Raw genomic sequence first — 14,357 nt, 5'->3', positions numbered from 1 at the left:
CAACCAGTCACCGGCGGGCAGCGCCCGCCCGCCTCGTCCGCGCAGCACCACGTCCCCCGAGAAGCGCTGAAGCCGGACAGTTCCGGCGAGCCCGACCCTACCGCGCCCGCCCGTCCAGACCGCCCGCTTATCCCCTGTCCGACCGCTGTCGCGCGCCTGACGCCGTCACCCGGCCCTCGTCGCGCGGGCCCCGGACGGACGGCGGTCGGCAGCCGGTCGGCCGACGCTCAGCTGTCCGCGGTGGGCGCGCCGGGTCCGCCGTCCAGGTCGAGCGGAACGAGCAGGTCGCGGGACAGGACGGCGGCCAGGGCGAGGGTGCGGTAGCCGGCGTCGTCGAACAGGACGGTGAGCCGGTCGCCCTCGTCGCGGACCACCTGGCCGATGCCCCATTGCTGATGGCGGACCTTGGTGCTCACCGGGAACGCGTGGCCGGCCAACGCCTGCTCGGCCGCCGCGCGCGCGGCCGTCTCCGGGCTGGGCGGTCCGTCCGGCCGGGCCGCCGCCGCGGCCTCGCAACGGTCGCAGTTGCCGCAGTCGGCGTCGTAGGGCTCGCCGAAGTAGGTGAGCAGGTAGCGACGGCGGCAGCCGCGGGTCTCGGCGTAGCCGCGGATCTCGTCGACGCGGGACCGGTCGACAGTCCGGCGGGCCTGGGCGCGCTCGGTGGCGCGGGCCGCGGCGGCGGCCGGGTCCGGGGCGTCGGGGCGGTGCTCGACGCTGCCGTCGTCCCGCACGGCCAGCGCGTCGGCCTGCGCGAGCAGGTCGACGAGCCGGATCAGCGCCGACTCGGTGAGGTCAGCCTCCTTGGCGAGCCGGGACAGCGGGACCGGCCCGTCGGCGTGCGACATGAGGACCGCGATCCGCCGCAGCTGGACCGGGTCGGGTGGGCCGGCGATGAAGAACCGGCGCAGGCCGAGGTCCTCGGGGCGGAAGAACAGGCAGGCGTTGGCCGGCTCGCCGTCCCTGCCCGCACGGCCGATCTCCTGGTAGTAGGAGTCGAGCGAGTCGGCGACATCGGCATGGGCGACGAAGCGGACGTCGGGCTTGTCGATGCCCATGCCGAACGCCGTGGTCGCGACGACGACGTCCAGCTCGCCGCCGAGGAACGCCGTCTCGGTCTGGCGCCGCCGGGCCGCGCCGAGCCCCGCGTGGTAGGGCTGGGCCGCCAGGCCGAGCGCGGCGAGCTCGGTGGCGATCTCCTCGGTGGAGCGGCGGGTGGCCGCGTAGACGATGCCCGGCTTGGCCTCGACGGCCGCGTACTCGACGAGCGCGGCGCGCTTGGCCGCGTCGTCGGTGAAGGTCCGGACGTTGAGGTGGATGTTCGGCCGGTCGAAGCCCGCGACGGTCTCGGCCGGGTCGCGCATCCGCAGCCGTTCGGCGATCTCGCGGCGGACCGGCGGCGCGGCGGTCGCGGTGAGGGCGACGACGGTCGGGTGCCCCAGGTCGTCGATGACCTCGCCGAGGCGCAGGTAGTCGGGGCGGAAGTCGTGGCCCCAGGAGGAGATGCAGTGCGCCTCGTCGATGACGAACAACGAGGGCTCGGCCTCACGTAGGAGCGCCCGGATCTCGGGTTTGGCCAGTTGCTCCGGGGCGAGGAAGAGGAACTCGCTGGTGCCGTGCCGGATCGCGCCGAACGCCTCGGCCAGCGCCCGCGCGCTGGTCTGCGAGTTCGCCACCACCGCGGCGCCCGGGGAGCTGGCCTTTCCGCCCTCGGTCCCACCGCCGAAGGCGTCGAGGCCGCCGAGGCGTTCCGTCAGCCCGCGGACCTGGTCGCGCTGCAACGCGATCAACGGCGAGACGACGATCGTCGGCCCGTCGAGCAGCAGTGCCGGGATCTGGTAGACGGCCGACTTGCCGGCCCCGGTCGGCAGCACGCACAGGGTGTCGCGGCCCTCGACGATCGTCCGCATCGCCGCGCGCTGCCCGGGGCGCAGGGCCGCGAACCCGAACGCGGCCGAGGCCACCGCGTCGAGCAGGCCGTCGGTCTCGTCACCCGCGTCGCCGTCGCCGTCGCCGCTCGCGTCCGGCGCAGGGGCCTGCGCTGGTACCGCGACCGCCGGCGCCCGTGTCGGCGTCTGTTTCGGCGCCCGTGTCGGCGCCTGCCTCAGGGCCTGTGCCGGAGCGCCGGGTGCCGTCCCGGCGGGTCCACCGCCATGACGCCACCACAACAGCCGTCCGAGTCGCACCCTCACCGTCCCGCCTACCTCTCTGAACGAGCGAAAGTGAACCCCTCGCCGACCGGTGTCCTCGTCCCGCTTTGTCCCCTTTGTTCGTACCGTCAAACGATCACGGCCGTTCGGCGGGGTCCGCGGTCCATGCCTGGCCGGCAAAGATCACGGGAAGCGGGCCAGGCCGAAGTCGCTCCCCCGGAAGATCGGCTGGCGCCGACCTCCCGGGGACCCCTGCGGCGATGATGGCGGAGCCTCGCGTGGCCGGAAGCCGTAGGACACGCCTAGGCCTCGGGGGCCGGACGCGGCGCGGCCAGGCCCGCGACGGCACCCGCGGTCTCCCTCGCCAGGCCGAGGCCGGGGGTGTCGCCGGGCTCGACCGCAAGGTCCTCGGGCACCGGAGAGGTCAGGCGCAGGATGTCGGTGACGGCGGCGCCGTCCACGGTCTCCTTCTCCAGGAGGAGGGCGGCGAGGTGGTCCAGGGCGTCGTGGTGCGTGCGCAGCAGGTCGACGGCCCGGGCCTCGGCCTCGCGCAGCAGGCGAGCGACCTCGTCGTCGACGACGCGCTGGGTGCCTTCCGAGTAGGGCCGGCTGACGACCTCCTCGCCGCCCAGGAACTGCTGATCGCGCCCGCCGTAGCCGACCGGCCCGAGCGCGGGGGAGAGACCGAACTCGCGCACCATCCGCGTCGCCAGCTGCGTCGCCCCGGCCAGGTCGCTGGACGCGCCGGTGGAGCCGTAGCCGAAGGCGACCAGTTCCGCCGCCCGGCCGCCGAGGCGGACCGCCAGGCTGTCGAGCAGGTAGGCCTCGGTGTAGAGGTGGCGTTCCGCCTCGGGTAGCTGCTGGGTGACGCCGAGCGCCATCCCGGACGGCAGGATCGTCACCTTCGCGACCGGGTCGGCATGCTCGGACAGCGCCGCGACCAGCGCGTGCCCGGACTCGTGGTACGCGACCGAGCGCTTCTCGTCGGGCAGCAGCGCGTTCGACGCGTCCCGCTGGCCGAGCAGGATCCGGTCGCGGGCCGCGTCCAGGTCCGCGGCGGTGAAGATGTCCCGGCCGTCGCGCACCGCGTGGATCGCGGCCTCGTTCACCAGGTTCGCCAGGTCCGCGCCGGAGAAGCCGGGGGTGCCGCGGGCGATGACGTCGAAGTCGACGTCCGCGCCGAGCTGCTTGCCGCGGGCGTGCACCGCGAGGATCGCGGCCCGCTCCGTCTGGGTCGGCAGTGGGACGGTCACCTGCCGGTCGAACCGGCCGGGGCGCAGCAGCGCCGTGTCGAGCGTCTCCGGACGGTTGGTCGCGGCCAGCACGACGATGCCGGTGCTGGCGTCGAAGCCGTCCATCTCGGCGAGCAGCTGGTTGAGGGTCTGCTCCCGCTCGTCGTTCGCGCCGCCGATCACCGAGCCGCCGCGCCGGCCGCCGATCGAGTCGATCTCGTCGATGAAGATGATCGACGGTGACCGCTTGCGGGCCTCGGCGAACAGGTCGCGGACCCGGGAGGCGCCGACCCCGACGAACATCTCGATGAAGCCGGAGCCGGAGATCGACAGAAACGGCACCTCGGCCTCGCCGGCGACGGCCCGGGCGAGCAGCGTCTTGCCGGTGCCGGGAGGGCCGACCATCAGCACCCCGCGTGGGCCCTTCGCGCCGGCGCGGCGGTAGCGGTCGGGGTTGCGCAGGAAGTCGACGACCTCGCTGATCTCCTGCTTCGCGCCCTCGTAGCCGGCGACGTCGGCGAACCGGGTCTCCGGGCGTTCCGAGTCGGTGATCTTCGCCTTGGACCGGCCGATGGCGCCGAGTGGACCGCCGCCGGACAGCTGCCGTCGCGTCTGCCGTCCCGTCCAGACGAAGAAGCCGACGAGCAGCAGCAGCGGCAGGAAGCTCAGCAGGACCGAGATCCAGGAGCCGCCCGTCTGCGTCCCCTTGACCGCCACGCCCTTGGACTGGAGCTGGGAGGAGAGGGCGGTCGTGTCCAGCGCGGTCGGGATCTGGCTGGTGAACGTGGTGCCGTCCTTGAGCTTGCCGTCGACGGCGCCCTTGTCGTTGATCGTCACCGAGGCGACCGTCCCGGTGTTGACCCGCTTGAGCAGATCCGAGTAGTCGAACGACTTCGTGCCGCCGCCGGACATGCTGGGGACGAACAGCAGCAGCGCCGTGATCAGCAGCCCGATCGGCAGCAGCCAGCTGCGCCAGAGCGGCGGCCTCGGCGGCGCCGGCTTGGGCGCCGGGTCCCGCGGCGGGCCCGACTTCGCCGGCGCCGAATGGTGCACGCCCGGCAGGCGGACTCGTGAGATCACGTCAGACTCCCGTCACAGCGGCCGCGGCTCCGGCTCGCGCGGTGCCTGGCACCAGCGCGCTCCGGTGCCCGCGGAGCGTCCGCGGGCCAGCCCGTTCTTCAGAGTAATGAGCCGGTATGACACCCGGGCGGCCCGAGCACCGCCCACGCGCCCGGTCCGGCGGCCCGCCCCGGCGGCCCGGTCCGGCGGGCCCGGCCGGGGGCGACCCGGCGGTCCGATCATTTCCGCGTCGGCACCGTCCGCCATCAGTCAGGTGACTGCCGCCGTCACGCGGGCATCCGTGCCCGCGAAGGTGGCGCGGTAGATCTGGGGCGCGACGCCGACGACGCGGCGGAAGTGCGGGCGCAGGGAGACGGCGTCGGCGAAGCCGACCCGCCGGGCGACGGCGTCCACGCCCAGGCCGGGCTGCTCCTCGAGCAGGCGCTGGGCCCGCAGCACCCGCTGGGTGAGCAGCCACCGCAGCGGGGAGCTGCCGGTGTGGGCGCGGAAGCGGCGGTCGAAGGTACGCCGGCTCAGGTGGACGTGGCGGGCGAGCGCGTCGACGTCGAGGCTCGCGTCGCCGAGCCGGGACAGCGCCAGCGCCATCGCCTCGGCGACCGGGTCCCCGCCCGCGCGGGCCGCCGGCACCGGGTGCTCGATGTACTGAGCCTGGCCACCGGGCCGGTGCGGAGCGACGACCAGCGCCCGGGAGACCGCGTTCGCGGCCGCCGCTCCGCGCCGCGCGCGCAGCAGGTACAGGCAGGCGTCGATCCCGGCGGCGCTGCCGGCGCTGGTGACGACGTCACCCGCGTCGACGTAGAGCACGTCCGGGTCCACGTCGACCTCGGGGTACCGCGCGGCGAGCGTGCCGGCGTGCCGCCAGTGCGTGGTCGCGCGCCGGCCGTCGAGCAGCCCGGCGGCGGCGAGCACGAAGGAGCCCAGGCACAGCCCGACGACGACGGCACCGTCGTCGTGGGCGGTGACCAGGGCGGTGACCAGGGCGTCCGGCGGCGGCGCCCCGTCGGGCGCCCGCCAGCCAGGGACGATCACCATCCCCGCGTCGGCGAGCGCGTCCAGCCCATGGGGCGGGTCGATCCGGATGCCGGCCGACGCGGTCAGCGGGCCCGGCTCGCCGGCGACGGCCAGCACCGCGTGCGCCGGCACGTCCGGATGGACCGGCCCGAACACCCTGGCCGGCACGGACGCCTCGAACATCGGCTGCCCGTCGCCGAAGACCACCGCCACCGTGTCCCGGTCACGCGCCACGGCCCGCTCCTCCCGACGACCATCCTGGCTTGAATCTATCGGACGGTGGCTTTCAAGCCACTCCTTTGCCCGAAACCCGGACGGGATGCTGCTTCCACCGCGGCCGACCGCCACGGAGATTCCACGGCCACGGAGATTTCACGGCCACGGAGAATTCACAGAACGGAGAAGGCGCGATGTCCAACCGGGCACTCATCGTCATCGACGTGCAGCGGGAGTACGACACGGGAACGCTGCCGATCACCTACCCGCCGCTGGCCGGTTCGCTCGACCGGATCGGCCAGGCCATGGACGTCGCCCGCGACCGCGGGATCCCGGTCGTGGTGATCCAGCAGGACGCGGACGCCGGCCTGCCGGCGTTCGCCGGGTGCAGCTCCGGCTGGGAGCTGCACCCGGTGGTCGCCGCGCGGCCGCGTGACGTGCTGCTGCGCAAGCGCCTGCCCGGCTCGTTCACCGGCACCGGGCTCGAGGGCTGGCTGCGGGAGCGCGCCGTCGACACGGTGACGCTCGTCGGCTACATGACCCACCACTGCGTCGACACCACCGCCCGCCAGGCCTCCCACGCCGGCTTCGCCGTCGAGGTGCTCTCCGACGCGACGGGCACGCTCGCCTATGCCAACGAGGTCGGCGCGCTCACCGCCGAGCAGATGCACGCGCGCGCCCTCACCGTGCTGCACGCGGGCTTCGCCGCGGTCGGGACGACCGACGCCTGGCTCGCCGCCCTGGCCGCCGGCACCCGCCTGCCCGGGAGCTCCGCCTTCGCCTCTGGCCGCGTTCCCGCCGCCACCTTGGGGTGACGGCGGGACGCGGCGCGGCGTCCCGAAGACCGGTGACGTCCCGAAGGTCAGTGGCGTCCGGAAGGTCAGTGGCATCCCGAAGACCGGTGGCGTCCCGAAGGTCGGTGCCGTCCCGAAGGTCAGTGGGGGACGGTCCCGCAGGACTCGAGGGTGGCGCCGCTGGCGCCGGTCTTGAACGAGGTGCTGCGCTGCTGGGCGGAGCCGTGGGTCCAGGTCTCCGGATTGACGTCCACGCCGGCCTTCTGCTCGATGCGGTCGTCGCCGACGGCCTCGGCGGCGTTCAGCGCCTCGTCGATGTCGGACTGGCCGACGGTCACGTTGCCGGCCTTGTCGGCGAGCGTGCTCCAGACGCCCGCGTAGCAGTCGGCCTGCAGCTCCAGCTGCACCGACAGCGCGTTCTCCTGGGACGGGTCGGCCTGCTGCGCCTGGCGCAGCCGTTCCTCGGTGCCAGTGAGCGTCTGGATGTGGTGGCCGACCTCGTGGGCGACGATGTAGGCCTGCGCGTAGCGGCCCTGGGCGCCGTACTGGTCCTGCAGCTGCTTCAGGAACCCGAGGTCGATGTAGACCCGCTGGCCGTTCGGGCAGTAGAACGGGCCGACCTCCGACGAGGCCTGTCCGCAGCCGGTCGAGACGGCCTGCTCGAAGTAGACCAGCGTCGGGCGGGTGTAGGTCTGGCCGTGCTGCTGGAAGTAGCTGGTCCAGACCTCGTTGACCTCGTTGAAGACCTTCAGTACGAAGCAGTCGTCGTACTGGTCGATCGCGCCCGAGGCGTTGCAGCGGGCCGCCAGGTCGGCCGCGGCAGACGCGCCGGCCTCGGTCCCGCCGCCACCCGACCCGCCCACGGGGGCCGACGTGCCGTCACCGCCGCCGAGGAGCGTCACCAGCAGGTAGATGACCACGCCGATGACGCCGGCGCCGCCGCCACCCAGCGCGATCTTGCCGCCGGCGCCGCGCCCGCCGCGCTGGTCCTCGAGCTGGGAGGTGTCGACCCGATCGTCGTCGAAATCCATGGCCTGCCTCTCGCGCCACCCGTCCCGACCTCGTGTCGGCACTGAGCTCGGCCGGAGCACCGATTGTGCCAACCCGGCCGAAGACGGGGTGAGACAGGTGAAACCGGCAGGCAGCGGACGTACCCGCGCCGCGTGGATCTACACGGGCGGCGTGGAGCTACACGGGCGGCTCGGTGCCGCGGTGTCGTGGGCCGGGCTGGTGACGGGTCGCGCCGGTGTCACCGCGCGTCCATACGGCGCAGCGTTTGCCGGCCGGCCGTGCGTCGACCGGCGCGGGTTTGGAGGTCACGGGCGGCTGCTCCTGGGGGTGGGCGCAGGTCTGGCGCGGCGCGCGGGGCGCGTGCCGGCCGTGGCCGGTCATATCCGCCCCCGGCCGTCGCAGGAGACACAGACGTCGACGGCGTGCGCGCCGCGGTGCTCGCGCTGGACATAGCCGGTGCCGCCGCAGCCGCCGCAGGTGAGCGGCCCCTGATCGGAGTGCTCGTCCTCGGGCGGAGGTCCGTACTTGGCGCCGCCGCGCTTCTCCTCGCGGCCGAACCTCATGTCGCCCTGGCGGCGCCCAGCGGGTCTCATGATCAAAAAACTAGGTCGCTCCGGACACCCTGCCAATGGGGCTGGCCGTGGTCTCGTCCACCGCCCCCCACCACGGTGGGGGCCGTTCGCCGCGTCGTCCACCGCGTCGTCCGTTGAGCCGTTCGCCGCGTCGTCTGCTGCGTCGTCCGCCACGCCGTCCACCGTGCGCCGCAGGACAGTCCTCGGAAAGCACAACGGCCCGCCCCGGCAACCGGAGCGGGCCGAGCACGTCCCGTGGGCGTGCGCCTCGACCACCAGGTTCAGGCCTCGCGACGATGGCGAGGCCCGGGCGAACCGAGGCCCTCGGCGAAGGTCAGACCGAGGTGGGCACTCCCAGACGCAGGCGCTTCGGGTTGGCCACCGGGCCCACCGCGATGACGTCCGACTCGGTCGGGGCGGTCTCGGCCGGTACCTGCTCGGCACCGGCGTCACGCTGGCCTGGCAGCGTCCACGCACCGGCCGACACGGCCGCTTCGTTCAGTTCCATCCGCGAGACCCCCTCGTTCGCTGACAATCAGTACCGCGCAGTTGGTACCGATACGGGCGCGTCACGGCGTCCGTACCAAAACGGTATCGAGCGGGCGTGGTGACGCCGAGACCCGGACGTCCGGGGCGGGAGATAGCTGCGTCACAGTCGGGGCCGCCACCGTCGTCCTTTGCTAGGCAGGAGGGCGCGGGTTGGGCGGGCAGGGGGAGGGCCGATGCTGGACACGGATCAGGCTGTCGGGCGCGAGGGGCGCTGGGCGGACGTCGACGGGCCGGTGTACTACGCCGACTTCGGCGGGCCGGCGGACGGCCCACTGGTGGTGTGCGTGCACGGGCTGGGCGCCTCGCACACCAGCTGGTGGTCGCTCGCGCCGCGGCTGGCGACGCGGGCCCGGGTGCTGGCGCTCGACCTCGCCGGCTTCGGCCGCACGCCGGTGGGGGAGCGGGGCAGCGACGTCGCGGCCAACACCCGGCTGCTGGCTGGCTTCCTCGCCGCGGTGTCCGGAGGGGCGCCGGTGCTGCTGGTAGGCAACTCGATGGGCGGGATGATCAGCGTCCTGCACGCCGCCGCCGACCCGGCCTCGGTCACCGGGCTGGTACTGATCTCGCCGGCGCTGCCGATCCCGCGGCTGCGGCCGCCGGACGCCTCGATCCTCGGGATGTTCACCGGGATGGTGCTGCCCAAGGTCGGCTCGGTGGTGCTCGCCCGGCGCCGCGTTCGGTACTCCACCGAGGAACTGGTCGAACAGGCGCTGCGGCGCACGACCGTCGACCCGCGGCGGGTGCCGGCGGACGCGGTCGCGGCGATGGTGGCTCTGTCGGCCGAGCGGGCGGCGGCGCCTGGGGCCGGCCCGGCGAGCGACGCGGCTCTGGTCGCGGCCACCCGGTCGGTCGTCCGCCAGATCGCGCGGCCCGGTCCGCTGGCCGCGGCGGTGGCGGCGGTGGCGGCGCCGACGCTGCTCGTGCACGGGCGTAAGGATCGGCTGGTGCCCGTCGCGGCCGCCCGGCACGTGGCCGCCCGCCGCCCGGACTGGCAGGTGGAGCTGCTCGACGACTGCGGCCACCTGCCACAGCTGGAGGCGGTGGACCAGACCACGGCGCTCATCGTCGCCTGGCTCGACGGCCCCGGCGCGGCGGCCCTCGCCCCGGCGACCCTGGCCCCGGCGGCTGGGGCTCCGGTGGCCGGGGCCCAGCCGGTCGGCGGGTCCCTGCCCGCCTCGCTCGGCGGTGAGCCCGCCTTCTCCTGACGAGCCCAGCCGTCCGTTCCTCGCCCGCCGGCCGCCCCCGCTGCATCGTTTTGTGGTCGATGACGGGCCTATGGACACCGTCATCGACCACGACCCGAAGATCCTTTCTGAACCGTGGTCGATGACGGAGCTCATGAGCTCCGTCATCGACCACGGTCGGCGGGCGGACGCGGTGGGCGGGGCTCGCGGGCGGTCCTGGGGTGGGGAGGATCTGGTGGGCCCGCACTTTCGGGCCCGGCAGCGGGCCGTTCAGCCGTGTGCGCCCGAGCACTTTCCGCGACCGATGGTGCCGGGTGCCGGCCGGTACGTTTCCGTCGCCGGCCCGGCGGGGCGAGGCCTTTATGGATCTTGAAAACGCCGGTCGTGTCGGCCGCTGGGATGTCAGACCCTGGGGCTAGGCTGCTGACACCGCCCCGACATCACCCCGATCACCGGACATCAGCATGATGCCCGTATTGGGTGTCTTGTCCTCTGTGCGCCGTCGTCCCGCACCTGCCCTCGGCCCGCGCCCCGGCCCTCGGCCCGGACCCCGGATGGAAGGCTTGCCGTGTCCGACTCCTTTGTGCACCTGCATGTCCACACCGAGTACTCGATGCTCGACGGAGCCGCCCGGCTCAAGGACATGTTCGCCGAGGTCGGACGTCAGAAGATGCCCGCCGTGGCGATCACCGACCACGGCTACATGTACGGGGCCTACGACTTCCACAAGCAGGCCACCGCGGCCGGCGTGAAGCCGATCATCGGGTGCGAGGCGTACGTCGCCCCCGAGTCGCGGCTGCTCAAGCAGCGGGTCCGCTGGGGCGAGCCGCACCAGAAGAGCGACGACGTCTCCGGTGGCGGCTCCTACACCCACATGACCATGTGGGCGCGCGACGCCGAGGGGCTGCACAACCTGTTCCGGCTGAACTCCCGGGCCTCGATCGAGGGCCACTACATCAAGTGGCCGCGGATGGACCGGGACATCATCGCCGAGCACTCGGCCGGCCTGATGGCGACGACCGGCTGCCCGTCCGGCGAGGTGCAGACCCGGCTGCGCCTGGGCCACCCCGACCTCGCGCTGAAGGCCGCGGCCACCTACCAGGAGATCTTCGGCGCGGAGAACTACTTCTGCGAGATCATGGACCACGGCATCGAGATCGAGCGCCGGGTCCGCGACGGGCTGATCGACATCGCCCGCAAGCTGAACATGAAGTTCGTCGTCACGAACGACTCGCACTACACCTACGAGTCCGAGCGGGAGACGCACTCGGCCCTGCTGTGCGTGCAGACCGCCTCGACCGTCGCGAACCCGTCGTTCCAGTTCGAGGGCTCGGGCTACTTCCTCAAGAGCGCCGACCAGATGCGGGCGATCGACACCAGCGACGCCTGGCGTGAGGGCTGCGACACCACCCTGCTCATCGCCGAGCGGGTCGACACGTCCGGCATGTTCAAGAAGCACAACCTCATGCCGTTGTTCCCGGTCCCCGAGGGCGAGACCGAGGAGTCGTTCTTCCGCGCCGAGGTGCTGCGGGGGATGGAGCGCCGCTTCCCGGACGGCATCGACGAGAAGCACCGCACCCAGGTCGAGTACGAGATCGGCGTCATCCTCCAGATGGGGTTCCCGTCGTACTTCCTGGTCGTCGCGGACTTCATCATGTGGGCGAAGCGCAACGGCATCGCGGTCGGCCCTGGCCGCGGCAGCGCCGCCGGCTCGCTCATCGCCTACGCGCTCGGCATCACCGACCTGGACCCGCTGCCGCACGGCCTGATCTTCGAGCGGTTCCTCAACCCCGACCGCGTGTCGATGCCGGACATCGACATCGACTTCGACGACCGCCGCCGCGCGGACGTCATCCGGTACGTGACGGAGAAATGGGGCGACGACCGGATCGCCCAGATCGTCACCTACGGCACGATCAAGGCGAAGGCCGCCATCAAGGACTCGGCCCGGGTCCTCGGCTACCCGTACGCCGTCGGCGACCGGATCACCAAGGCCATGCCGCCGATGGTGATGGGCAAGGACATCCCGCTGTCCGGGATCTTCGACCCGAACCACCAGCGCTACAGCGAGGCCGGCGAGATCCGGTCGCTCTACGAGTCCGACGCCGACGTCCGCAAGGTCATCGACACGGCGAAGGGCCTGGAGGGGCTGATCCGCCAGGCCGGCGTGCACGCCGCCGGCGTCATCATGTCGGCCGAGCCGATCATCGACCACATCCCGGTGTGGCGCCGGGACGCCGACGGGTCGATCATCACGCAGTTCGACTACCCGACCTGCGAGAACCTCGGCCTGCTGAAGATGGACTTCCTCGGGCTGCGCAACCTGACGGTGATGGACGACGCCGTCCGCAACGTCGAGCGCAACCGCGGGATCACGATCGACCTGCTCGGGCTGGGGCTCGACGACAAGACCACCTACGAACTGCTCGCCCGCGGTGACACGCTCGGGGTGTTCCAGCTCGACGGCGGGCCGCTGCGGTCGCTGCTGCGGCTCATGCGCCCGGACAACTTCGAGGACATCTCCGCCGTCATCGCGCTCTACCGCCCCGGCCCGATGGGCGCGAACTCGCACACCAACTACGCACTGCGCAAGAACGGCCAGCAGGAGATCACCCCGATCCACCCGGATCTCGGCACCTCGCTCGACGAGATTCTCGGCACGACCTACGGCCTGATCGTCTATCAGGAGCAGGTCATGGCCATCGCGCAGGCGGTCGGCGGGTACACGCTCGGCCAGGCCGACCTGCTGCGCCGCGCGATGGGCAAGAAGAAGAAGGAGATCCTCGACAAGGAGTTCGCCCCCTTCTCCGCGGGGATGAAGGCGAACGGGTACTCGGACGCGGCGATCAAGACGCTGTGGGACATCCTCGTCCCGTTCTCCGACTACGCGTTCAACAAGGCGCACAGCGCCGCCTACGGGCTGGTGTCCTACTGGACCGGTTACCTGAAGGCCAACTACCCGGCCGAGTACATGGCCGCGCTCCTGACGTCCGTGCGCGACGACAAGGACAAGAGCGCGATCTACCTGAACGAGTGCCGCCGGATGGGCATCAAGGTGCTCCCGCCCGACGTGAACTACTCCGACGCCGACTACACCCCCCACGGTGACAGCGAGATCCGGGTCGGCCTCGCCGCGATCCGCAACGTGGGCGCGAACGTCGTCGACTCGATCACCCGCACCCGCGGGTCCAAGGGCGACTTCACCTCGTTCCCGGACTTCCTCGACAAGGTCGAGGCCGTGGTCTGCAACAAGCGGACGATCGAGTCACTGATCAAGGCCGGCGCGTTCGACAGCTTCGGGCACACCCGCCGTGGGCTGGTCGAACGGCACGAGCAGGCCGTCGACGCCGTAATGGCGGCGAAGAAGCAGAGCGCCCTGGGCCAGGAGAGCCTGTTCGGCGAGGTCGACGACGACCCGACCACCTCCGCCTTCGGCGCCATGGAGTTCTCCGACAAGGAGTGGGAGAAGTCCGTCAAGCTCGCGCACGAGCGCGACATGCTCGGCCTGTATGTCTCCGACCACCCGCTGTCCGAGGTCGCGCACATCCTGACGGCGAAGGCCGACTGCACGGTCGCCGCGCTCGCCGACTATCCGGACGGCGCCGTCGTCACGATCGGCGGGATCATCTCCAGCCTGCAGCGCAAGGTCACCAAGCAGGGCAAGGTCTGGGCGCTCACGACCATCGAGGACCTCGAGGGCGGCCTCGAGGTGATGTTCTTCCCCCAGACCTACGAGACGTGCGCGACCCAGCTGTCCGAGGACGCGATCGTCATCGTCAAGGGCCGGCTCGACAAGCGGGAGGACGCGCCCCGGCTGGTCGCCTCCGAGCTGTCCGTGCCCGACCTGTCCGAGCACGCCCTCACCCCGCCGATCGTGATCACGCTGCCGACGTCGCGGGTCAACGCGCCGACGGTCGACCGCCTGCGCGAGGTGCTCGCCACCCACCCCGGCACGACCGAGGTGCACCTGCACCTGCAGTCCCCGCACCGCACGACCCTGCTGCGCCTCGACGACTCCTACAAGGTCCGCCGCACCCCCGCCCTGATGGGCGACCTCAAAGCCCTGCTCGGCGCCTCCGCCGTCGCGTAGCTCGGCCGGGCCCGTCCCCCGCGGGTCCATGGGTCCCCCTCGAGTCCATAGATCTCGCGGCTGTGCCTCGCCATGGCCGGGGTCAACCGGTGCTGAAGGTCACGGCTAGGCTTGATCCGCGGCTTTGCCGGCTGGGCGGCCGTCTGGGCGTATCCGCCGGGGGGAACGGACATGACCTTGAAGCAGTGCCCACGTCCGGAAAAGCAGGCGTACCCGACCGAGCAGGCCGCGCTGCGCCATCGCAACGACCTTCGCTTCCGCCGGGACGGATCATCCGATCTTGTGGCTTATCCCTGCGTGTGCGGAATGTGGCACGTTGGCCACAGCCAGCAGCGCCTGAACGCGAGGATCACCTCGGCGCTGAAGGGCAGACGTCCGTTGCCGGGCGCGAAGCGTAAAGCCAGATAGGCCGGCCAGTCCAGGTTTCCTGGACTGGCCGGCCTATCTGAATGCCTCGTCAGCGTCCCATGG

Annotated in this window: 10 protein-coding genes; 4 read left to right on the top strand and 6 right to left on the bottom strand. The window is 72.4% G+C overall.

Translation table 11 applies throughout. The annotated features are described in order from the left end of the window. Window positions 1-227: 227 nt before the first annotated feature. From FRCN3DRAFT_RS0226565 to FRCN3DRAFT_RS46415, 3 genes are all read right to left on the bottom strand, one after another. Window positions 228-2,189, bottom strand: a complete 1,962-nt coding sequence (locus FRCN3DRAFT_RS0226565) for a RecQ family ATP-dependent DNA helicase (RefSeq protein WP_007509425.1) — start codon at window positions 2,187-2,189, stop codon at window positions 228-230. Window positions 2,190-2,449: 260 nt separating this feature from the next. Beyond that, entirely contained in the window at window positions 2,450-4,459 is a 2,010-nt protein-coding gene (ftsH, locus tag FRCN3DRAFT_RS0226560) for an ATP-dependent zinc metalloprotease FtsH (RefSeq protein WP_007509426.1), read from the bottom strand. Between the two features lie 249 nt (window positions 4,460-4,708). After that, on the bottom strand, window positions 4,709-5,704 hold the full coding sequence (locus tag FRCN3DRAFT_RS46415) for a helix-turn-helix domain-containing protein (RefSeq protein WP_007509428.1): 996 nt from the start codon (window positions 5,702-5,704) through the stop codon (window positions 4,709-4,711). Between the two features lie 176 nt (window positions 5,705-5,880). Between FRCN3DRAFT_RS46415 and FRCN3DRAFT_RS0226550 the strand changes: the two genes are divergently transcribed. Further along, entirely contained in the window at window positions 5,881-6,501 is a 621-nt protein-coding gene (locus tag FRCN3DRAFT_RS0226550) for a cysteine hydrolase family protein (RefSeq protein WP_007509430.1), read from the top strand. Window positions 6,502-6,620: 119 nt separating this feature from the next. Here FRCN3DRAFT_RS0226550 and ypfJ read toward each other — a convergent pair whose 3' ends face one another. The 3 genes from ypfJ to FRCN3DRAFT_RS55380 form a co-directional block, all read right to left on the bottom strand. After that, on the bottom strand, window positions 6,621-7,553 hold the full coding sequence (ypfJ, locus tag FRCN3DRAFT_RS0226545) for a KPN_02809 family neutral zinc metallopeptidase (RefSeq protein WP_269799836.1): 933 nt from the start codon (window positions 7,551-7,553) through the stop codon (window positions 6,621-6,623). Between the two features lie 315 nt (window positions 7,554-7,868). After that, window positions 7,869-8,084, bottom strand: coding sequence for a hypothetical protein (locus FRCN3DRAFT_RS0226540; RefSeq protein ID WP_232794154.1), 216 nt, complete (start codon window positions 8,082-8,084; stop codon window positions 7,869-7,871). Between the two features lie 313 nt (window positions 8,085-8,397). Continuing rightward, window positions 8,398-8,571: a hypothetical protein gene (locus FRCN3DRAFT_RS55380; RefSeq protein ID WP_007509436.1), complete on the bottom strand. Its 174-nt coding sequence runs from the start codon at window positions 8,569-8,571 to the stop codon at window positions 8,398-8,400. 214 nt (window positions 8,572-8,785) lie between these two features. Here FRCN3DRAFT_RS55380 and FRCN3DRAFT_RS46410 point away from each other — a divergent pair, with 214 nt between their 5' ends. From FRCN3DRAFT_RS46410 to FRCN3DRAFT_RS54340, 3 genes are all read left to right on the top strand, one after another. After that, window positions 8,786-9,817 carry an alpha/beta fold hydrolase gene (locus FRCN3DRAFT_RS46410; RefSeq protein WP_007509437.1) on the top strand — a complete coding sequence of 344 codons (1,032 nt, stop codon included), beginning with the start codon at window positions 8,786-8,788 and terminating at the stop codon, window positions 9,815-9,817. A 547-nt stretch (window positions 9,818-10,364) separates the two neighbouring features. Next, entirely contained in the window at window positions 10,365-13,886 is a 3,522-nt protein-coding gene (gene dnaE, locus FRCN3DRAFT_RS0226520) for a DNA polymerase III subunit alpha (protein ID WP_007509439.1), read from the top strand. A 171-nt stretch (window positions 13,887-14,057) separates the two neighbouring features. Then, entirely contained in the window at window positions 14,058-14,294 is a 237-nt protein-coding gene (locus FRCN3DRAFT_RS54340; RefSeq protein WP_131803376.1) for a hypothetical protein, read from the top strand. Window positions 14,295-14,357: the final 63 nt, after the last annotated feature.

It is taken from the genome of Pseudofrankia saprophytica (assembly GCF_000235425.2).
In the GTDB taxonomy this organism is placed as follows: Bacteria; Actinomycetota; Actinomycetes; order Frankiales; family Frankiaceae; genus Pseudofrankia; species Pseudofrankia saprophytica.
This window is presented reverse-complemented; position numbering and strand designations above follow the sequence as displayed.